This window comes from Nitrosovibrio sp. Nv6 (genome assembly GCF_900110495.1).
GTDB lineage: Bacteria > Pseudomonadota > Gammaproteobacteria > Burkholderiales > Nitrosomonadaceae > Nitrosospira.
Map to the genome: position 1 here is coordinate 166257 of NZ_FODX01000003.1, position 20200 is coordinate 186456.

Annotated in this window: 14 protein-coding genes; 8 read left to right on the forward strand and 6 right to left on the reverse strand. The window is 55.9% G+C overall.

The window, feature by feature from the left end; translation table 11 throughout:
• Positions 1-197 precede the first annotated feature (197 nt).
• Genes BMX66_RS09435 through BMX66_RS09455 form a run of 5 tightly spaced genes read right to left on the reverse strand, consistent with a single transcriptional unit; the run spans position 198 to position 9131 of the window.
• Positions 198-2243 (reverse strand): AIPR family protein, encoded by a 2046-nt coding sequence (locus BMX66_RS09435; RefSeq protein WP_090881494.1) that lies wholly within the window; start codon positions 2241-2243, stop codon positions 198-200.
• Entirely contained in the window at positions 2236-3252 is a 1017-nt protein-coding gene (locus tag BMX66_RS09440; RefSeq protein WP_090881496.1) for a PD-(D/E)XK motif protein, read from the reverse strand. The genes BMX66_RS09435 and BMX66_RS09440 overlap by 8 nt, the downstream gene beginning before the upstream one ends.
• Complete coding sequence (locus BMX66_RS09445) at positions 3249-5981, reverse strand: Z1 domain-containing protein (RefSeq protein WP_158593401.1); 2733 nt, start codon at positions 5979-5981, stop codon at positions 3249-3251. Before BMX66_RS09445 ends, BMX66_RS09440 begins: the two co-directional genes overlap by 4 nt.
• Positions 5982-5986: 5 nt before the next feature.
• Positions 5987-7513 (reverse strand): ATP-binding protein, encoded by a 1527-nt coding sequence (locus BMX66_RS09450; RefSeq protein WP_090881500.1) that lies wholly within the window; start codon positions 7511-7513, stop codon positions 5987-5989.
• Positions 7503-9131, reverse strand: a complete 1629-nt coding sequence (locus tag BMX66_RS09455; protein ID WP_090881502.1) for a DNA cytosine methyltransferase — start codon at positions 9129-9131, stop codon at positions 7503-7505. Before BMX66_RS09455 ends, BMX66_RS09450 begins: the two co-directional genes overlap by 11 nt.
• A 75-nt stretch (positions 9132-9206) precedes the next feature.
• On the opposite strand from BMX66_RS09455, the gene BMX66_RS09460 reads away from it, so the two are divergent.
• Positions 9207-9662, forward strand: a complete 456-nt coding sequence (locus BMX66_RS09460; protein ID WP_177168769.1) for a very short patch repair endonuclease — start codon at positions 9207-9209, stop codon at positions 9660-9662.
• Between the two features lie 331 nt (positions 9663-9993).
• On the opposite strand, the gene BMX66_RS15355 is transcribed toward BMX66_RS09460, so the two are convergent.
• A complete protein-coding gene (locus BMX66_RS15355) occupies positions 9994-10164 on the reverse strand; it encodes an RES family NAD+ phosphorylase (RefSeq protein ID WP_121169265.1) in 171 nt (56 codons plus the stop codon).
• A gap of 482 nt (positions 10165-10646) precedes the next feature.
• Here BMX66_RS15355 and BMX66_RS09465 point away from each other — a divergent pair, with 482 nt between their 5' ends.
• The 7 genes from BMX66_RS09465 (at position 10647) to BMX66_RS09495 (ending at position 20133) form a co-directional block, all read left to right on the forward strand.
• Positions 10647-12356, forward strand: coding sequence for a tyrosinase family protein (locus BMX66_RS09465; RefSeq protein WP_090881505.1), 1710 nt, complete (start codon positions 10647-10649; stop codon positions 12354-12356).
• Positions 12353-12835: a hypothetical protein gene (locus BMX66_RS09470; RefSeq protein WP_143058219.1), complete on the forward strand. Its 483-nt coding sequence runs from the start codon at positions 12353-12355 to the stop codon at positions 12833-12835. The genes BMX66_RS09465 and BMX66_RS09470 overlap by 4 nt, the downstream gene beginning before the upstream one ends.
• Before the next feature lie 75 nt (positions 12836-12910).
• Positions 12911-14890, forward strand: a complete 1980-nt coding sequence (locus BMX66_RS09475) for a multicopper oxidase family protein (RefSeq protein WP_255398892.1) — start codon at positions 12911-12913, stop codon at positions 14888-14890.
• Positions 14891-15219: 329 nt separating this feature from the next.
• Positions 15220-16176 (forward strand): DHH family phosphoesterase, encoded by a 957-nt coding sequence (locus tag BMX66_RS09480; RefSeq protein ID WP_090881699.1) that lies wholly within the window; start codon positions 15220-15222, stop codon positions 16174-16176.
• Between the two features lie 121 nt (positions 16177-16297).
• Positions 16298-17920 (forward strand): bifunctional aminoglycoside phosphotransferase/ATP-binding protein, encoded by a 1623-nt coding sequence (locus BMX66_RS09485; RefSeq protein WP_255398893.1) that lies wholly within the window; start codon positions 16298-16300, stop codon positions 17918-17920.
• Positions 17921-18169: 249 nt separating this feature from the next.
• The gene (locus tag BMX66_RS09490) at positions 18170-18895 is read left to right on the forward strand and encodes a cysteine peptidase family C39 domain-containing protein (protein WP_090881511.1); all 726 of its coding nucleotides are present in this window, start codon (positions 18170-18172) and stop codon (positions 18893-18895) included.
• A complete protein-coding gene (locus BMX66_RS09495) occupies positions 18892-20133 on the forward strand; it encodes a carboxylate-amine ligase (RefSeq protein ID WP_090881513.1) in 1242 nt (413 codons plus the stop codon). The genes BMX66_RS09490 and BMX66_RS09495 overlap by 4 nt, the downstream gene beginning before the upstream one ends.
• The last annotated feature ends 67 nt before the right edge of the window (positions 20134-20200 follow it).

Below are 20200 nucleotides of genomic sequence, written 5' to 3' on the forward strand. Positions count from 1 at the left end.
ATGCAGACCTAATCGTCCGCGAGCTGACCCACCAAGCGAGCCCAAGTCACCACGACAGCCACCTCGATTCGCATTCACAAGCATTGCGAGAACGTCACGCAGAAAGTATTTCGGGATCTTCAAGCGTTTGTGTAGTTGGGCCCAAAGGACCGTCCTAAAGAATTTCGTTCGAATCTTGCCAACGACTGCTGACTGCGCTACCCTGGGAAACCCAGTGCCCGAGCCGCCGCGATTATCCCCTCGCCGTGCAAGGCCTGCTTTCGAGAAGGTCGCCTCCCATCTCGCGCAAGCTTTCCGAGACTGAAAGAAAGGCTTCTCTGCCACGACTGCAGGGTCTGTGTATCCTTTGCCCATGCTGCGACGCTAAACCATGTTTCCGCGGGAATACTGCTGACGCGAGTTATCAGCTCTGCTTCGACAGCTGATGTCTGTTCTTCCACCACATGGCTCCCCCCACGAACCTGCGCCGTGTCTCGGCTAATAAGTTCACCTTCGACTTGGGGCGGAATGCTTATCTCGCGCTCTCGAAATCGGTCCCAACAGACTTCCTTCTTACACCATTCGGTAATGTTCTGTCCACCCGACGGGGTGGTAATGTGCTCGTGAGTGTGGACACACAACGTCTCGATGAAGGCGGACAGTGCCCAAGACAGGCCCTGCGAACGCCAGATCGTATCGAGGTCGATGCGCTTGGCGGTTCGGTGGGAAATCCACGCGAGGGTGTAGGTAACGATGTTGGCGCGATAGCCGCCGAATTTTTGCCTGGAGACAATACGTTCGGTTTCCTTGAACAGTAGAGCACGCGCGACGGCGCGCCTGAAATAGACTTCGTCTGGGACGAAGGCGCCTCGCTGCTCAACTAGGTCCATGAAGTGGAGGTAGCACTTCTGACCACCTCGGCTCACGATATGCGGCAGCTGCGACCATGTTTGCTCAAATTTCGCTAGATCCGTCTTTGTGATCATCTGCCGACGCGGTTGGATTGCCTCGTAGGCCTTGCGTTCGATGAGAGTTCGGTTCTGGGCGAGGGCATCATGATATTGACCGCGGGCGCGCTCGTAGAACCATTTCGACTGGCGCTGCATCCCGGGTGCCGGCGGTGCCCAAATCAACCGCGACAGCTCCTCCATTCTTCTGTGAAACGGATGGTTCGATGAGAAGTCGGTCATGTTGACCTTATTCTGGTTATTCGCCGACTGCGATATGCGCGGTGCAATATGCTCCACGTCACCGTCCGAGAATATCTCGGTGATCTTCACCGGAACGTGAAGACGGCTGGCGTCCACCTTGTCCTTTCGTGACGCGCGGAAGATCGACCCGGTCGTCTGGCCGCCGTTCACTATCTGAAAGTCGTCAGCTGTGAGCAGATCGGCCGTGCCGTCACCATTATCATGGATCACGACGCCAGAGGCAGTGACTGAGAGCCCGTTGTTGAATGCGAGGAACATCTGGGGTTCTTCGATAATTGTCTTCCGAATACTTTGATTGACCTTGCCCTTGAGCTGCAGGAAGCTGCGCACATTCCGCTCCAGCAGTCTCGGCCCGAACTGCTTGTACATCATGACGATGAGATCACCCGGCAGGACTGCAAAGAGGCAGCGATATCCTCCCTCCTCAGACGTTGACGTGATGCATCGGATGGGACTGCCGTGCATCTTCGTGAAGTCAATGCGGATCGCCTCGCGCCCGCGACTGGACGAAGCCGACCGGTAAATTCGCCGCAGATCCCATAGATGGCTTGAAACCTCGATCTCACCGAGCGTCTTATTGTCGATCCGTTCGATGCTTGCGAGGGAATCGGTGATTACAAATAGCCTTACATTGCTGAGGTCAGCTCGGGCCTGCCAGATCGAACGGACCATGTCGTAGCCGTCCGACGCCTCCTCCAGTCTCTTGTGCCCCCCTTCGAAAGCCTTTCCCAGAAATGCCGACAGCCGCTTGAACGCCGTGTTGATCTCGCTTTTCGGGGTCGAGACCGCGGTTCCGTCGAGGTACGGCAGGCAGAGAAAGAGATCGAGTCGGTCATTGTCTTCCGACAAAAAATAACCGCTGCAGCGTATTCCGTGGGCCTCAAACGAGCAGGAAATGCCATCGTCGATCTCGCCGGCCTCGGTCAGATATTCCAACATGATCTCCGTGAATACCTCGGCCCGCAGAGCGCCGTCATCAGCAGCGTCGGCCCGCGCGATCACGTCCTGCTGGACACTGCGCGCAAATGCGTTGAGCTCATCAAGTTCATTCATGAGTCGACCTTAACAACTCGATCACGGTTTCCTTGGTAATCTCATGGCTCGAGAGGTCATCAGCTATAATCGTATAGCGGATGTCGCCCACACCCGGAGGGAGGTTGGCCTCGGTGAGCCGAGGAAAATCGCCGTCGACACGGAAAATACGCATCCCGAAGACACGGAAGCGATGAGCGCCATAGAGCGGCGCGTGAACGTCGAGATAGCCGCACTGCATGAGTCGCAGATCAAACTCCCGTGATGCCGCTGGGTCCGGTTGCAGCGCAATCCGCAGGCGGCTGACGAGATCGGGGAGCGTGATACCTTCAGTTGCGCTCTCGTCGAGCCGAACATGCGCGAGTAGCAGGGTATGGTGAGTGCGCTCGTCGAGCTGCTTCTCGTTTGCAATCATAAGGCGAGTACGGCGCTTGGTAAACGTTGTCTTGACTTCGACCGCCAATCCCTCTATCTCGAAATCCTGGTGTGCGCCATCGGGTCCTACCCACGAAAGCACCCCCACAAGGGGGTCGAGCGCGGAAAGCTGCAGATGTTCGAGCACCATCAATTCCCCGAATAGCCCACGCTGACTTTCATCAGATAGTCCCTCGAGGGGTACGCGCTCCAAGAGTCCCTGCCACATGCAGAGGCGATCGATGCAGCGACGTAGGGCAGAGGCCCCACCACGCTCCAATGCGACCACATTGACGAGATCGGCCGACAGAACCGCGAAGATGTCCAGCAGGCGCTGGTCCTCGAGCATAACTCTAAGAATGGTACGTACACCCGAGTTAGTCTCGAGCACCTCATGGGTCACCCGTACGCCGCGGCAAGTAGGAACGCGACCTGCAAAGAGCCCCTGTTCACCATTTCCTTCAACCAGTAGACCGGGCCCGCGGCTTGGCCAATATATGCAGGCGAACATATCGACCGGGGCAGTCTTGTTTAGCCTGCGCCGATCCATGCCAGTGGCGTTTCGATTGCCATTTCCAAGATCCTGCCACAGTTCGAGCATCTCAGCCGGGTTCATTCGAAGAGCTCCTCGAGCTGCTTGACGCTATTTTCCGCATATTCGATCAGAGGTGCATCGTCGTCGAAAGGAAAACTGACTGCAAAGCCCATCAGCGGGACCTCTTTCCCGGTGCCCCAATCGATCGGATAGATGAGCAATAGACCGTTTTCGAAGTCGCGCTGCTTCCTGATGAACGGTCCGCCCGGTATCTCAGGCCTGTCGCCCTTTGGAGCGGTTTTCTTCTCCCACGCAGCAGTCGTGGCAGCGAGGGCTGCCAAATACTTGGACTCGTCGAGGTCAGTGGCTTCGTCACTCGGACTCACTAGGCGCCCGATGGTGTATTTCCACCTGTCACCCTCGGAGCGGTTGTCGCGTTGGATCAGCGTGACTGGATATGGCCCGATGGACAGCGATTTCTTCGACCGTCCCGCTGCAACGAGCGATACTGTCCAGCGCGTGAGCCTTCCGTTCTTGACGCGATCAGTGATATATTCCGAGATCGCTTGGGAGTTCGCCTTCCAGGAGTCCCGGGACGTTTCGAGCGCGCGCATCAGAGTCGCTATCTCGCTACCCTCGACATCTTTCCAAGCATAGCGCCCACTGGCGCCTTTGATCCGAGGCAACCGTTCAAGGAAGGCCGCAAAGGTGCCGAAGTTGCGCTCAGCACTCGCCAAATCGAATGACACAGTTTCCGATATCGTGCCGGAAAAGCCGGCGCGAATGCGCGTTCCAGCGCGCATCTTGTTTGCGGCGGTAATAAGAAGGCCATCCGGATGTGTCCGAACGCGGTTGCCGAACTGCAGTGGATTTCCTCCGATCGCGAACATGAGATCAAACTCCTCCCGGAGCTCGGCAGTCGCGGTGGCAATATGGCGGTACCATTTAAGAAGTTCCGGTGAGGTGTAGAGCCGGCAGAGGTCCGCGTAGCGGGGACGGTAGCCGAACCAGCGTCCCATCTGCATTAGCGTATCGTACATGCGAGACGTCCGGACAAAGTAGCTGACCGACAGTCCTTCGAGGGTCAAGCCGCGGGAGAGCTTGTCGCCGCCGACCGCGATTACCGACAGGCCGCGGGGATGCTCGCGGTAGTCCAATGCATCCTTCGCCGAGCCGTTGATCTTGCGAACCACGATACGCTTCGTCGCATCGAACAAGTACCGCTTCACCTCGTCCCATGACACTTCCGGAAGATCATGGTCGGGCAGGGCCTCGCGAAGCGCTGACGCGTTGGCGGCAAAATCTCGTTCCCAGAGGTCATGCAGTCGCTTTTCAACGTAGCCACCCGCCCCGGGGAATTCGAGCTGTCGGCGGATGTCGATGAGTTCCTCATCGAGAAGCCGCGCTACTTGTTCCTGTACCAGTGTGAACCGAGTCACATGGACCAGCATGGAATTGTCGACTTCAGCATCTCCACGGACCCTCCGCGCGGCGCAGGTAAGGATAAAGGCGAGAACAGCTTCGTGCAGCGTGTCCGGTAGCTCGGAGACCCGAAGCGCCTTCTTGTGACGTGGCGGAAAGATGGCGTCCGCATCAAAAACCGGACGGATTATGGGCAGGCCGGCTTCATCATCGGCTGAACCTGGACGCTTGAGTCCGAAGACCTTCTCCGCGCCGATATAGTTCGATGGAGCCGGGATATTAATGATGAAGCTGCTGGGAAACAAGTCCTTGCCTACATCCTTCGCGAACGCCTCGTGATGCATAAAGACATTGGCAAAGGGGGTCGCTGTGTATCCGACATAGGCACTCTTCTGAAAGGCTGTTAGGAGCTGACGGATCAGGCGATTCGTCCGTGTCGGATCATTGTCCTCGTTGATGTTTCCATCCTCGTCTCGATACTCGTTCGTATTTGCGGACGCGTTGTCAGCCTCATCGTCGATGACCAGAAGCGAGATATCACGAATGGCGCGGCCACCAGGCACCGCTGGGTCGCTCTCGCCGCGGACGGAGAGAACCCACGCGATCAGATTTGTGAGGATCGAAACTCGCTTCTTGACTACGAGAATGACCGGATCACGGCCGCCCGGAACAATCTTCGTTCCCTGCGCGGTCCCTCGTCGAAAGTCGCCAGTCTCTGTGCTGCTGGTCAGCGAATGTGCGACAAGGAACGGCGCGCCAGGCATCGCGCCGGCGCCGATACGCTGGTTTTCCTGCTCGAACACGAGGTTGAGTCTTGTGTCGAAGCCCAGAAACCCCTCATCAAGCCGGAGCTGCGTCTGGCTACGCAGGCTGTTGTGAACACCGGCAAGGACTATGATGAGCGGGAAACCGCTGTCGACCGCCTTGCATATAAGCCCGATGTAATTCGACGTTTTTCCAGACTGCACATCGCCGACAACTAGGCCGCGGCGGTCCCAATCTCCTGGTGTATCCGGGTCGCGAAGACGATCGAGGATGTCGTCCGTCAGCCGGTCCAACTGGATCAGGACGTCCCTTGGGATGCGCTTGCGCTTCTCGAGGAAGTGCCTATAGCGTTCCCAGAAGGCGAAGTGCAGCGTTTCGCGCTTGGCACCGATCCACGCGCGGAATTCCTTGTCGTCTATGACCGAATAACCGCCAACATGGACGTTGTTGTCGGCCTCGAGCTCCTTAGTGAGGCGTTTGAGATCGATATCGGCGAACGTCGGCATGGCGCCGACGGCTGTGACGACCCTTTCCAGCGCCTCCTGAGTGATCCTGCTTTCCATCATGAGAAGTCCGCTTGCCACGGCATAGGCGCTGGCAAACCTTGCTTCCGCTGAACCCATTGTCATTACCTCCTTTTCATCAGCTCTTGTATCTCGCTTTCTCTTCTGGCAACCTCATCGAGAAACCCAGCAAGCTGCTCTGGAAAATGATTGAACGGCTCCATGCCAGCAAGTGCCCGGGCAGCGTCCGCACGATTTCGTCCCTGATCCACCATTGCGAAAAACACCGCTTCCATCGCTTGACGCAGATCAGAGGGTGAATCCTCGAATGGTCCGCCGAAGGCGTTTGGTGCTTCGGCATTGTTGATTACGATCAGCGGTGTAGGAACCGCCTGTTCGACGAGGTTGAGCAAGGCTCGGACGGCTGCCTTATCGCCTGTGTCGCCTAGTACCTTGCGCACGAGTGGATGATCACGATTTACCTTGTAGAACGTCTTCCCGTGCCTAACTAGGTGCGTCCAGAGAAAGACTTGATTGTCGCCGTGCTGACGCTGGAGTACCTTGCCGCGATGCCGGTATATTTTCGCAGCCCGGCCTCTGGCAGCGCGTGCCAAACGCTGCAGGTCCTTATGAAGGACGGTCGGCGGTCGTGCGCGCGATTTCTTGACGTCGATTTGCCAAATGAGATCGGACGAATTGCCGAGGTCGACCCGGATTCGGGCGAGCTTGTAATGCTCTTCCTTCTGCATTCCAAGGCCCAGCCAATCGCCCGCGACCAGCAGGCGGCGGTTCCGGTAGATGTAAAAACCCTGATGGGCGTTCCATCCTTTTGGTCCCGCCGCCAAGGCATGGCGTTCTGCAGATAACTTGCTGTGATGCGGAAGGATGAACGGCTTCACGACCACTTCCTCGTTCCCGAAGACCAAGGTCTCAGATGGCATAGGATCAACCGCGTCCGCATCTTCGAGGAATGGATCCCAAGGCTCGATCGGTCTGCCGTTAAGGTGAATTCGAATGGAATTTCTACCCCGCAGAAATCGGTGAAAGACCATGGCAAGATGGAGTTTCACCGCATCGGCGCGCTCTCTGAAATGCCGTTGTGCCACTTCGTCATCCAGAGATGCGTCGCCGACGAGCTGATCGAGACGATCCCAGAACAGGACGGTGCCCGTCGCTTGATCCGCCAGCACTTCATGGTCCGTCGGCGGAAGCAGATCGATACCCTTGAGAAGTCGCCATTCTCCAGTTCCCGTCGAGGCGATGTAATCGAGATCCCAGCGTCGGACGACTGTGGTGGAGGACGTTGCCTTGCTCATTACCGTCAGGCATCGGCATTGGGAAATCGATGCGGTCTTCATGCCAAGACCGAAGCGGCCGAGATCATTCGCAGACCTTTCGGCGAGCGGGCCGAGACTCCCAGGGCGCATAGCCTGCACTAAACCCATTTCCGTCATCCCGTCGCCGTCATCACGGATGATGATCCGCGAGTCTGCTCCCTTCCAGTTGAGATCGATCCAGATGTTACGGGCGCGGGCAGTGATGCTATTGTCTACGATATCAGCCAGCGCAGTCGGAAGGTCGTACCCGAATGCACGAAGGGATTCGAAGAGCTCCACCGCTCCGGGATTGGCAATGTCAAACTCAGGCGACATGGGAAAGCCTCTTCCTGTTATCGTTTTGCTCGGGTGATAGGCCAGCACCCACGTGCTCAGTCTCGATCAGTATTGCGCTCAGCGCCTCGCCGATCCAGCGGGCCAGTAGCGGCGGTACGGCATTGCCAACTTGGATATATTGCTGAGTGCGGTTGCCCTTGAAGAAATAGTTGTCAGGAAATGTCTGAAGGCGCGCCGCTTCCCTCACCGAAAGGCTCCGGCATTGGAGTGGGTCGGGATGGATAAAATAGTGTCCGTCTTTTGAGATGTGACTGGTGACGGTCGTGGATGGCGCTCCGGCAAGCTGTACACGAAACCTGTCGGCGAATTTTCCGGATGTCCAGTTCTGGTGGGCCGGTGCAAGATCGGGAGGAAAATCCGAGGCCTTCGGCGAGCGACCGCTCGCCTCCGCGTAGACCGCAGCGTAGAAGTAGCGTGCAAGATCGCTTTCCATATGACACCGCGCCTGATGGTTTGGAAGCGTGGTGAGGCGGGTATCAATGAGCCAATCCCGCAGCTCGGCGGGGCACTTGGCCGCGATGCCTACACCTTTGCCTTCACGCCCTGGTAGCTCGTTTGTGGCGGCGAGACATGCACGATACTTCGCCGCTCGCGTGGCAAATGCCAGATGCTGGTCGGCGGGCAAGCCGGAATCGATCTCCGCCACCTTTGCCATTGCTCGAAGCACGACATTACGCCATTCGCTATCGCCATCCGCTGATTTGCTGAGGCCGCTCCTGAGCCTTGGCATCCCATCAAGCACGCTGCCAATTGTGACTGAAGAACGGCGGTGATCGAGCCACGCACCGAGCGAGCTGTCAGGAATCCGCTGGGCAAGGTCACCACGTATTCCGACGACGATGACACGGTGACGCGCCTGCGGAATTCCGAAATCCTCGGATCGGATTACGAAGTCCACGGCCTTTGGTTCAAGCCGCCCAACATCCAGTTGCCGTCCCAATCGAGGCGCTAAGGCAAGCAACCTGTAGCGCTCACTATCCCTATGATCGCCGCGGAGATCTTCCAGTACACCGTCGAATATGCGGCTTTTCCCATCGACCGACGACGAGAGCATTCCCTTCACATTCTCCATCACGAACGCGGCGGGACGTAGCCGCCTAAGAATACGAATATACTCCTCGTATAGGAAGTGGCGTCGGTCCTCCTTCGGACTATAGCCTTCCTTGCCCTGATTTCGGGCTCGCCCGACAAGAGAATAGGCTTGGCAGGGCGGCCCCCCGATGAGCACGACATTTCCTGCATTGGTATCACGGATTTTGTCAAGCCGGGCGTCGAGTCGGTCGGCAGAATCTTCGACGCCCAGCTCAAGCTGCCATGCTTCCTCCTTGACCTTCGCCCATTCCTTCGGATAGAGCTCAGCCCAGTCCGGTTCGGCGGTCCCCTCGTTCAGGAACCGATAATAGTTGTCCGGAAGGTTGCCGCCGAACAGACGAAGGAAGCTACGAAGCAGTAGGGTAGAATAAGCCGTCGTCTCTTTCTCGATGGAGAGCGCGATAGAAAAGGGGCGATCGCCAGTACTGTCGAGGACGCTGGAAAACCCCTCAGCCAAGCCCCCGGGACCAGCAAAAATGTCTACGACGGCATATTTTGACGACATTCAGAATTCTCTAGATGCTAAGGGTAAAATGAATGAAGAGTATCACGTTGCACAAAAAAAGAGAGGTAGTAAACCGTGGCGGATGTGGTTGATCCTCCAACTCGTTCTCGTATGATGGCCGGCATCCGGGGCGCAAACACCAAACCCGAACTGCTTCTGCGACGGCGCCTGCATGCTGCAGGCCTGCGCTACCGCCTCCATGTCGCCGACCTTCCGGGCCGTCCTGACATCGTTTTTCCTAGCCGTCGAGCAGTGGTGTTCGTGCATGGCTGTTTCTGGCATCGGCATCCTGGTTGTCACTGGTGCACTACTCCAGCATCGAATCGAGATTTCTGGACCATCAAGTTCAATGCAAATATGGACCGTGACCAACAACATATCGCAAAACTGATAGCCTTGGGCTGGCGGGTGGCTGTGATCTGGGAATGCGCATTTCGAGATGGAAAGATCGAAAGTGTCGCGCTGGCACTACGCAAATGGCTCGATGGGGTCGATGCTTTTTTTGAGACCGATCTAGTTCGCCGCCGATAACAATTCCGGTTCAAGCCCTCCCTACGGCACTGGAAGCCACGCCGAATCCCACACAGCGAGGGTTTTGCGATGATTTCGATTCGCTTTCTCAATTCGCGCCTCGATCCACTCCATCTCCTGAACTGTTGATCTCTCCCGATTAGTCGAAACGGAACCGGATGCATGTGGCGCATGGCAGCATGCTCGTTGATTCCAGCGATGCAAGAGGTTTCTACGTATTGGGTGCTGGGGGATGGATAGGTTTTTGCTAGGATAAGTATTCGCTCTTTACGTACTTTTTCCATCATGAATTTTGTCCGCCACCTCAAGAAACACCATTGCCTTAGGATGACTACGGCTTATTTGCATCCTTCTTTAGACTTTCCGAAAGATTGCGCATCAATCGCAAACCGCTCTCAGGTATCTCGGGCTGGCCGGTCTTGATCCTGGCAAAGTCAGGGTGGGTGGGATCAAGCAACAGGTTGCGCTCGACCGGGATTACCACGCTCGGGACCTTCAGCACTGAGCACTTGCCATCGCGCAGCCATTGACTCTTTAGCCACACGGTGCCGAGCGAAAAAAACAGGCCCGAATAAAGTCAATCCGTTTTTTATGCGTACTGAATACACAAAATTGCTGTTGTCGGATGCAATTTGCCTATCGCAATTGTGATCTCCATCGCACAACAGGACATTCATGGCGTCACCCTCCCGTTGAAGTACAACGCCTAGCGAACGAACTGTCTCCGAGTTCATACCTGTAAGATCTTACAGCTACCCAGAAATCCCATTTGAGTATCTAATTGTGTGCCCTTCGTCTTCATAGTAAGCGTTTGGCTTGCACGAATTGACAAAAATAATGCAGCAAAACATGTAGATAATACTCCTTCACCGTTCCCATCCCTTCCATGCTCCTGAAATCACCTACCCAAATCAAATCAGGCTAACCAGCCACGTAATGCCCGATCAATAATCAATAATCAATAATCATAAAGAGGTTTATTCAATGCAAGACAAGAAATTGCAGTCATCATCACCCATGTCACGCCGCACATTTTTAAAAGCGACAGCTGCGGCTGCTACTGCAGTGGGCGCGGCCGCGCTTCCATTCGGTCAATCGTATGCACAAGGGACTGCCAAGTACCGGCGCTTGAACCTTTTAAATCCGGAGGCGAAGCGAACCATCAATAGCTACAAAAAGGCGATCCATGCAATGCTCAGGCTGCCGCCGGAAGATCCGCGCAACTGGTACCGCATTGCCCTCACGCACACGATGGACTGCCCGCACGGCAACTGGTGGTTTCTGGTTTGGCATCGCGGCTATATAGGATGGTTCGAGCAGATTTGCCGGGAGCTCAGCGGCGATCCGAGTTTTGCGCTTCCGTATTGGGATTGGACCGAAAACACGGACCCCAGAAGTCCGTTTCAACCGGGTGTTCCCGACGTCATGTTTGAGGATGTGCTCACACCGGCTCATCCTGCCTATATTGGGCAATCCGGAGAATTCCAGGCCCGATTCCGCGACGTTGTCGCGAAGGCGAGCTACTGGAAACGAATTTATAAGGACGGTCAATTTGACGACGAGACGCAATATGGCCAACTCCTCGCTCGCGGGGTCCGATCTCCCGATGATCTCTGGTTCGATATCCTGAATGACCCGAGAGGCCTGTTCTTTTTCGATCAAGCCCATGCTCGCGGCTTGACGAGAGAGAAGCCTGGATTTGATGAGAAAACGACAAAGGCTGTTTCGCTGGAAACGCTGCTGGCTGCACTTTCGCCACGGGATTTCACCACCTTCAACAGCCCTAAAACCGCGGGTCATAGCGGTTTGACCGGATTCGGCGTACTGGAAGGCCAACCGCACAACAGGGTTCATAATTGTGTTGGGGGTATCTTCACCGATCAAGGCGGCGAAACCACTGACAGCGGCGGTTTCATGCAGGCCAACCTGTCGCCTGTCGACCCTCTCTTTTTCCTGCACCACGCGAACATCGACCGGCTTTGGGACGTGTGGACCCGCAAGCAGCAGGCGCTTGGATACCCGGTGCTGCCGGAAGATCCGGATTACAAGGCATGGTCAAAAGAACCGTTCATGTTCTTTGTCGATTCGAAAGGGAAGCCGGTAACCAAAAGAACCGCCGGCGACTATGCCACGATAGGAGATTTCAACTACAGCTATCAGCCCGGATCAGGTGAGCAGATCGTTCCAAAAGGTCTGGCCGCCTCTGCCGCCAAGGCGGCTGCGGCAGCCCGGATCGAGCGTTTCAGCGCGCAAGTTACTGATTCGACAATAAGCGCGGGAGATGCGGCCAGTGGCGCTGTGACGATTCCACCCGCGCTGCTCCAGGCAGGATCACGACCGGACGCGCCAACGCTGTTTGCGAAGGTTACGCTCGCCCTGCCTCCACTGGCGCATGGCCATGATTTCGCTGTTCTGGTAAATGCGCCCGACAATGCCGCGATTGGTCCATCAAGTCCGCATTACGTGGGTACTCTTTCGATGTTCGGTCACCACGTCGTGCACGCACCCATCACATTCACGGTACCTCTCTCAGGTGCACTTGCCGCGATTCGTGAGGGTAATCAGCTCAAGGCAGGCGCGCCATTGAATATCCAGGTTGTTCCGGAAAAAATGGCAATGCCTGGAGTACTGACGGCAAAGCACGGCGTGGAGACAAGGGCAGAAGTTCTTTCCATCGTGGTGGAAGCGCATTGACCGGGAAGATGATGTGCGGATTACGCGGATTATGCGGATTACGCGGATTATGCGGATTACGCAAATTACGATTGCGCCTTGCGTCAGTCATTGTCGTACTGATGTGTTCCGCCGCGTGTATGAGCAGCGCAATCGCAGAGGATGAAACCCGGCCGAATCTGATCGAATTGCCGATCACGCGCCCACCCGCCAATGGGGAAGCAGTTTGGGTCCAGATTCGCGCGGGCGCACTTCCGCGAGGGACGGAGATCAGGATCAGTACTCCCGATGGAGTACTGCTCGGTACCGCCTCGTCTTTCCCTGCACTAAGCGGACAAGAAGAAGCCGTTACGCACACCATCCCTCTTCCCCAGAACGTCATCACAAGCGGACGCGTGCGGCTGCGCCTGGAAGTCGAAGCGCCGGGTGAGCCCGCTCGTGCTCCGCAGCCCCGAGAAATTGAAAGCATCGATTTGATTTATGTACCCATTAGCAAATGAGAGCAATTAAGAGCAACCGAGAGTAACTGAGTCCGCAATATTCGTGTATCCATGTTGGTTCAATTGGAGAATTTCATGTCCCTGGTGTCCCGTCCCCTCCCCGCCCTTGCACTGTCCGCAGTTGCGTTGTGCGCCTTTACATCCGTTGCAAATGCCCAATTGGAGCATTCGCGCGTGGTGGAAAATCCGCCTTTGCTGAACATCATCCGCCAAGCTCAGCCGCGCGCCGTGGCCAAAGGCATGCCTCTGCCGGCAACCGAAACAGCGTTAGATCTGAATGTCACCTACACCGACGGCAAGATCTGGAATCCGGCTGAACACCGTTACGACGCGGTGAAGCTGCGGAGCTATCAGGGCAAGGGAGTCAATCCTGATGCTCCTTATGTATCGCCTACCATCTCAATCTTTCCTGGTGAGACGATCCGGATGACGTTGAACAATCAGTTGCCGCCGGATCCAAGTTGCTCGACGAAGATTGAGAACGTCAACACGCCTCACTGCTTCAACGGGACAAATCTGCATACCCATGGCCTATGGGTAAACCCTGCTGGAAACGGTGATAACGTGCTGATCTCCATCAACCCCGGCGTCAGCTTCCAGTATGAGTACAAGGTGCCGTCAGACCACCCCGCAGGCACATTCTGGTACCACACGCACCGCCATGGATCCACCGCATTGCAAGTGGCCAGCGGCATGGCCGGGGCGCTTATCATCCGCGGCACACGTTTCCCCTCGCAGAACGCGAACGGCGATATCGATACATTGCTTACGCCCACCAGCACTCAGCCTTTCACGGAGCGTCTACTGGTTATGCAGCAAATCCAGTACGCCTGCCGCGATGCCCAGGGGAAGATCAAGACAAACCCGGACGGCAGCTATAAATGCGATCCCAGGGATGTTGGCGGTGTCGAAGGTTATGACCAGTTCGGTCCCGGATCGTGGCCAGCTTCGGGCAGGTATACGAGTATCAATGGCCAGGTCCTCCCCGTCTTTAAAGGGGCGAAAACGGGTCAGATTGAACGTTGGCGCGTAATTCATGGCGGCGTTCGCGATACCATCAATCTGAAATTCCGCAAGCTTAAGGAAGGCAGCCGCAGTTCGGCCCGATTAACGGCAGCCCAGCACGACGCGTACGTGCAAGAGAATTGCACCGGTCCGGCATTGCCCCAGTATCTGATCGCAGCGGATGGGCTGACCACAAAAGCCGTGATCAAGACAGATGTCACGGTTTATCAGCCTGCCTACCGCTGGGATGCTTTGATGGTGTTTCCGCAATCCGGTGTTTATTGCGTGGTTGATGACGCCGCTTCAGCATCTGCAAGTGTCGAACAGACTGCGCCGTCCCGTCAACTGCTGGGTTTCGTCCGCGTCGATCAGGACCGGCCCGTTCCGGACGATGTCACTCGTTACTTGACTTCGGAACTCGTTACCGCAGCCAGGCTTAATATGCCGGGACAGATTCGGGGCAAGGTGGAAAGCGACCTGCGCGATGGGTTGAAGCTTTCCAAGTTCGTGCCGCATGCCGACATCGAGAATGGCGAAGTTACCGGCACGCAGGAAATGACGTTCAATATAGACGTCAACCAAAATCCGGCACAGTTCCAGGTGAACGGCAAACCCTACGATCCAGGTAGAATCGACCGGGTACTCAAACTGGGCGGGGTGGATGAATGGACGCTGAAATCGGATTTCGTCAGCCATCCCTTCCATATCCACATCAATCCGTTCCAGATCGTTAAAATACTGGATCCCAACGGGAAAGACGTCAGTACCGCTGACGCCGTGGATTCGATGGATACTACAGATGGAATTCCCGATCCGCAGTATCGCGCCCTGAAGGGCGTGTGGAAGGATACGCTATGGGTGAAAAACCTGGTTCCCCCCGGCAATCCTCCTGGTCAGTACACACTGGTCGTCCGCACCCGTTATCAACGCTACATCGGTGACTTCGTGCTGCATTGCCACATCCTGGACCATGAGGACCAGGGGATGATGCAAAACGTTCGCATCGCCCTACCTGACGGCAGAGGAAATGCAAGCCAGGGTCATCACTAGCCGCTAGCCGTACTGCCTCGTCCGGAGATGATGCAAGGTTATCTCCGGCGCCCCTACACTGAGCAACTGAATACCCCAGGTACCAGTGTTCGAAAAAAATCTATGCAAGTCTACTCGAGCATCACTTTGGCTTGAATATCCTGGTCAGAAACCAATTGGTCTCTTCCCGCGAAGCCTTGTCAGCCGGCGAATCGTACGCAAGGGACAGGTTGAATCTGTAGCTGAGCAGGATAGTTTACCGGGGAGAAGGATTCGGCAAGGTATAATATCCAATGCCTGATTTCATAAATACGGAGGCTGTCCCTCGTAATTTTGGGAAACCGACAAATATGAGCCGCTACTACGCATTCAACGGCGATGCCGATGGATTATGCGCGCTGCATCAGCTTCGGCTGGCAGACCCGGCACCGGCAGAACTGATCACCGGGGTCAAGCGGGATATCAGGCTGCTTGATCGGGTGCAGGCTGGGTCTGGCGATCAGATAATCGTGCTCGATATTTCACTGGATAGTAATCGTACAGGACTCATGCGATTGCTCGAAGCTGGCGCAACCGTCGAATACTTCGATCACCACTATGCCGGCGAAATACCCCGGCACGATAATTTCATCCCACACATTGACGTATCGGCAGATGTGTGTACCAGTATTCTGGTTGATCGCCATCTGGAGGGACGGTATCGATTATGGGCAATCGTTGCCGCCTTTGGCGACAACCTTGGGCAACGTGCCTGCGCGCTGGCGGAATCGGTGGGACTTGCCGAACGGCAAATAGAAAAGCTGGCGCGCCTGGGCGAGTACCTGAACTACAACGGATACGGCGATACCGTGGAAGATCTGCATTACCCTCCGGTTGAGCTGTATGAAAAAATGAAGCCATATCCTGATCCATTTGTTTTTATCGCCGAATCGCCCGCCTTTACTCGGCTTGAAACGGGGTTCCGTGATGATATCGGTATGATCGATTCTTTGTCTCCCGTGCTGGAGGGCGTTCACCATGCGGCTTATTTACTGCCGGATGCGCCTTGGGCGAGGCGGGTGAGTGGTATCTTTGCAAATAGACTTGCGAACAGCAACCCGTCGCGCGCTCATGCAGTGATCACGCCCAACCGATACGGAGATTACTCGGTCAGCGTGCGTTCATCGAAGGCAAATCCGCAGGGCGCCGATATACTTTGCATGAAGTTTGAGACTGGAGGCGGCCGCAAGGCGGCGGCGGGAATAAACAGGCTGCGGGCAGACTCGTTTGCGCGGTTTCTCACGTCTTTCACGGAACAGTTCAGCTGAAATTCCCGTTGGGTGTCTGCAGCATGTAACTTCATGGATCAAGCCTGCCTCAACCTTTTGGCGTAACCCGTGAGTACATTATTCTTATTTGCCTGAACAGCGTAATGACGTCGTAATGGACATGCCGCCCAAACAATCACAACCGCTTCCCCATACTCCACGAGCTGAAGGAGATATTCAAAACAGACTGATCAAGGCCTTGATGGACTGTAGCCGCTATCCTCATGCGGCCAGGAGCGTACGGCTGGCCGAGACGCACATTTCGTGTGTACTGCTAGCCGGGAGGTATGCATATAAGATAAAGAAACCAGTCGATTTGGGCTTTCTCAATTTTACCAGCCTGGCATCGCGCCGCTATTATTGCGATGAAGAAATTCGGCTTAACCGGCGTCTCGCGCCGAAAATATATCTTGATGTCATTCCCATCGGCGGCACGCCGGAAAGACCCGAGTTCGGAGCACTGCCAGCTATAGAATATGCTATCCGGATGCGGCGTTTCCCCGCTTCCGGGCAGTTCGATCGACTGGCGGCACACAATAAAATTTTGCCAGAGCACATCGACAGCCTGGCGTTCAAGATCGCAGATTTCCATAATGCCCTGCCCGTAACGGAAGCAGCATCAGCGTTCGGTTCCCCAGATGTCATATATTCAGCGGTGGCGCAAACTTTGGACCGGCTGCAAGCCGCGCTCAAGGGCAGCAAAGATGAAGGCAGTGTGGCCGCCTTGCGCCATGCCAGTGAAAAAGAATATGCCGGATGCAAGAAACACTTCGTACATCGCCACGCACAGGGTTTTATACGTGAGTGTCATGGAGATCTGCATCTTGGCAATATTGCACTCATTGATGGGCAGCCCGTTCCCTTCGATGGTATCGAGTTCGATCCTGCGCTGCGCTGGATCGATGTGATGAGCGAAGTTGCCTTTACCGTCATGGATCTGCTGCATTACAAGCGCGCTGACCTGGCCTACCGTTTTTTGAATGGCTATCTGGAGGTCACCGGTGATTATGATGGCGTATCCGTATTGCGCTTCTATATCGTCTACCGTGCCGCCGTTCGCGCCATGGTCAACGCAATCCGCGCCAGACAGACGAGCCTGTCCAAACGCGTCAAGGCCGAGGGTCTGGCAAGGTGCCGCAGTTTTCTTGCTCTGGCTGTGGAACGCGTCGGGTATTACCAGCCTGGGCTGGTCATCACCCACGGCTTGCCGGGATCTGGCAAGACAACCTTTGCGCAGGCCGCGCTGGAGCAGCTTCAGGCAATCCGCATCCGCTCCGATGTGGAACGCAAGCGTTTATTCGGACTGGCTCCGCTGGCGGATAGCAGCACGCATGCGAGCAGCATTTACAGCGCGGACGCGACACGGCGGACGTACGCACGACTCCTCGAATTGGCTAAAGGCTTGCTCACCGCTGGTATGCCGGTGATTGTAGATGCTGCTTTTCTCAATCAGAATGAGCGTGAACATTTCCGTCAGCTCGCACATGAATTGGCGGCGCCATTTGCCATCGCGTCAATGAAATCCAGCACAGCGACATTGCGTTCACGCATCATGCAGCGACAGAGTCAATCGAACGATGCCTCTGAAGCCGATCTCGCCGTGCTGGAATTATTGCAGGAAAAGCAGGAAGCGCTATCCGCGCAGGAGCGCGCAGTTACGGTAGAGTTCGTCAATGAGGAAGCGGGTATCACTGCCGATGAGCCGGCGTGGAAGAAGCTGAAACAGTTGTTGGGCACGACATAAAAAGCATTACGTTTGAGCGTTGATTTCGGAAATAAGCTGGAACAAAATCGCGCCCATTCGCGGCCATATTGGACACGATGGACCTGATCCCCCTCAACTCTCGCCGGGGAGTTCCGATAGGCCTGTTCTCAAGGAAGCCCGATTCCTTTTCGATCATCGCCGTGATAACCTTTACTTTACTTTGCTTAATCTTATCTGATTGCTACGCTTGAGCGCGGTAATTCCCAGGCAGTAATCAGATTTATTGCCATGCTCCGGACCACATTACGCTTGCCGGTCACAACCCTGCCGCAGCCGGATGAAACGACCTGTGGACCCACCTGCCTGCATACCATTTACAGTTATTGGGGAAAGACCGAGCCGTTGGAAAGCATCATTGCCCGCACCCGTAAACTGGAAAGCGGCGGTGGCACCTTCGCTGTTTTTCTGGCTTGCGATGCTCTGCGCAATGGCTTTCAGGCGACAATATATACATATAACCTTACTGTATTCGATCCCACCTGGTTTGTCGCCGGAGTGAATATTGCCGATCGGCTCCGGCAGCAGCGCGAGGTAAAAGAGAATCCCAGGCTGCGGCACGCCACCGACGGCTATCTGGAATTTCTGCGCCTGGGCGGAAGGCTGCGCCTGACCGACCTCTCTCAGTCACTCATTCACGGCCTCTTGCGTCGCGGTCTGCCTATCCTGACGGGATTGAGCTCTACCTTTCTTTATCGCGCCTCGCGGGAGTATGGACCGCATGACATACCGGACGATGTGCGCGGCTATCCGGCCGGCCATTTTGTTGTCATGGCCGGCTATAACCGGGATAAGCGTACCGTTCTGATAGCCGATCCTTACGGGCCGTCCCAGGAATACTGGAGTAATATCGATCGGGTTATGGGCGCCGTGATGCTGGGCATTGTGACGCATGACGCCAATTTGCTGGTTATCCATTCATATCGGCAGCCTGCCGAGCAGGCCGAGGGGCGATGAACGCCTTACAGGCATTCTCCGGCTACGGCATAGAGCTGGAGTATATGATCGTCGATCGCGAGACTCTTTCGGTCTTGCCGGTGGCTGACGAGCTGCTGCAGAGGCTCTCGGGAACGCGCGCTTCCGAGGTAGGGCAAGGTGCGCTGGCATGGTCCAACGAACTGGTGCTGCACCTGCTCGAACTCAAAAATGTAAATCCCGTCTCCGAAATGGAATCCCTACCGGCGGCCTTTCAGGGCGAGGTTCAGCGAATTAATCGCCTGCTCGAACCCATGGGGGCCAGGCTCATGCCTGGCGGCATGCATCCGTGGATGGACCCTGGCACTGAGACACGGCTGTGGCCACATGACAATGCAGATATCTATCGCGCCTATGACCGGATCTTCAATTGCAAGCGGCATGGCTGGGCCAATCTGCAGAGCATGCATCTCAATCTGCCCTTTGCCGGTGACCATGAATTTACGCGTCTTCACGCTGCCGTCCGGCTGCTGCTGCCTATCCTCCCGGCGCTGTCCGCGAGTTCGCCAATCGCCGATGGCGGCAACTCCGGTTTTCTCGATTTTCGCATGGAAAACTATTGCACACATCAAATAAGGATACCCTCGACGATAGGCCGGGTGATCCCGGAAACGGCCACTAGCCGCGCCGTGTACGAGGCAGAAATTCTGGCGCCGATGTACGAGGACATCGCGGTGTTTGATGAAGAAGGAATTCTGGAGCATGAATGGCTCAATGCGCGCGGCGCAGTTCCCCGCTTCGACCGCAACGCCATCGAAATACGCGTGGTGGACACACAGGAATGTCCGGAGGCTAACCTCGCCATTGCCGCTGCCGCAGTTGATGTTGTGCGAACTCTCTACGATGAAACCTGTGCGCCACTTGCGGAACAGCAGGCCTTCGATACGGATGCACTGATCAGGATCATGCGGGCTTGCATACGCGATGCCGAGCGAGCGGTGATAACGGATTCCGTATATCTGCGGCTTATGGGCTTTCCCGCTCAGCGTTGCGAAGTCCGCGAGCTGTGGCAGCATCTCATCGCACGAATGATGGGAAACCAGCCTGAACAACGAAAAACCTGGCAGAACGGACTCCAAACCATGCTGAAGCACGGTCCGCTGGCCCGCCGCATTCTGCTCGCCCTGGGCTCCGACTACAGCAGGACCCGGCTGATGGCCGTCTATCGGGAACTGTGCGAGTGTCTGGAAGAAGGGCGGATGTTTTTGGGGATGAGTTAGCGTATTTATCGGTTTGTCGTCAAACGCTGTTCACATGAGGGAGGTCATAAGGGAGGTTGAGTGATAA

Excerpts from the sequence above, each read along its gene's own strand:
- BMX66_RS09445 (WP_158593401.1), bottom strand. The coding sequence starts at position 5,981 with ATGGGTTCAGCGGAAGCAAGGTTTGCCAGCGCCTATGCCGTGGCAAGC.
- BMX66_RS09475 (WP_255398892.1), top strand. The coding sequence starts at position 12,911 with ATGTCCCTGGTGTCCCGTCCCCTCCCCGCCCTTGCACTGTCCGCAGTT.
- BMX66_RS09490 (WP_090881511.1), top strand. The coding sequence starts at position 18,170 with ATGCTCCGGACCACATTACGCTTGCCGGTCACAACCCTGCCGCAGCCG.
- BMX66_RS09455 (WP_090881502.1), bottom strand. The coding sequence starts at position 9,131 with ATGTCGTCAAAATATGCCGTCGTAGACATTTTTGCTGGTCCCGGGGGC.
- BMX66_RS09485 (WP_255398893.1), top strand. The coding sequence starts at position 16,298 with ATGCCGCCCAAACAATCACAACCGCTTCCCCATACTCCACGAGCTGAA.
- BMX66_RS09465 (WP_090881505.1), top strand. The coding sequence starts at position 10,647 with ATGCAAGACAAGAAATTGCAGTCATCATCACCCATGTCACGCCGCACA.
- BMX66_RS09450 (WP_090881500.1), bottom strand. The coding sequence starts at position 7,513 with ATGTCGCCTGAGTTTGACATTGCCAATCCCGGAGCGGTGGAGCTCTTC.
- BMX66_RS09435 (WP_090881494.1), bottom strand. The coding sequence starts at position 2,243 with ATGAATGAACTTGATGAGCTCAACGCATTTGCGCGCAGTGTCCAGCAG.
- BMX66_RS09440 (WP_090881496.1), bottom strand. The coding sequence starts at position 3,252 with ATGAACCCGGCTGAGATGCTCGAACTGTGGCAGGATCTTGGAAATGGC.
- BMX66_RS09495 (WP_090881513.1), top strand. The coding sequence starts at position 18,892 with ATGAACGCCTTACAGGCATTCTCCGGCTACGGCATAGAGCTGGAGTAT.
- BMX66_RS09480 (WP_090881699.1), top strand. The coding sequence starts at position 15,220 with ATGAGCCGCTACTACGCATTCAACGGCGATGCCGATGGATTATGCGCG.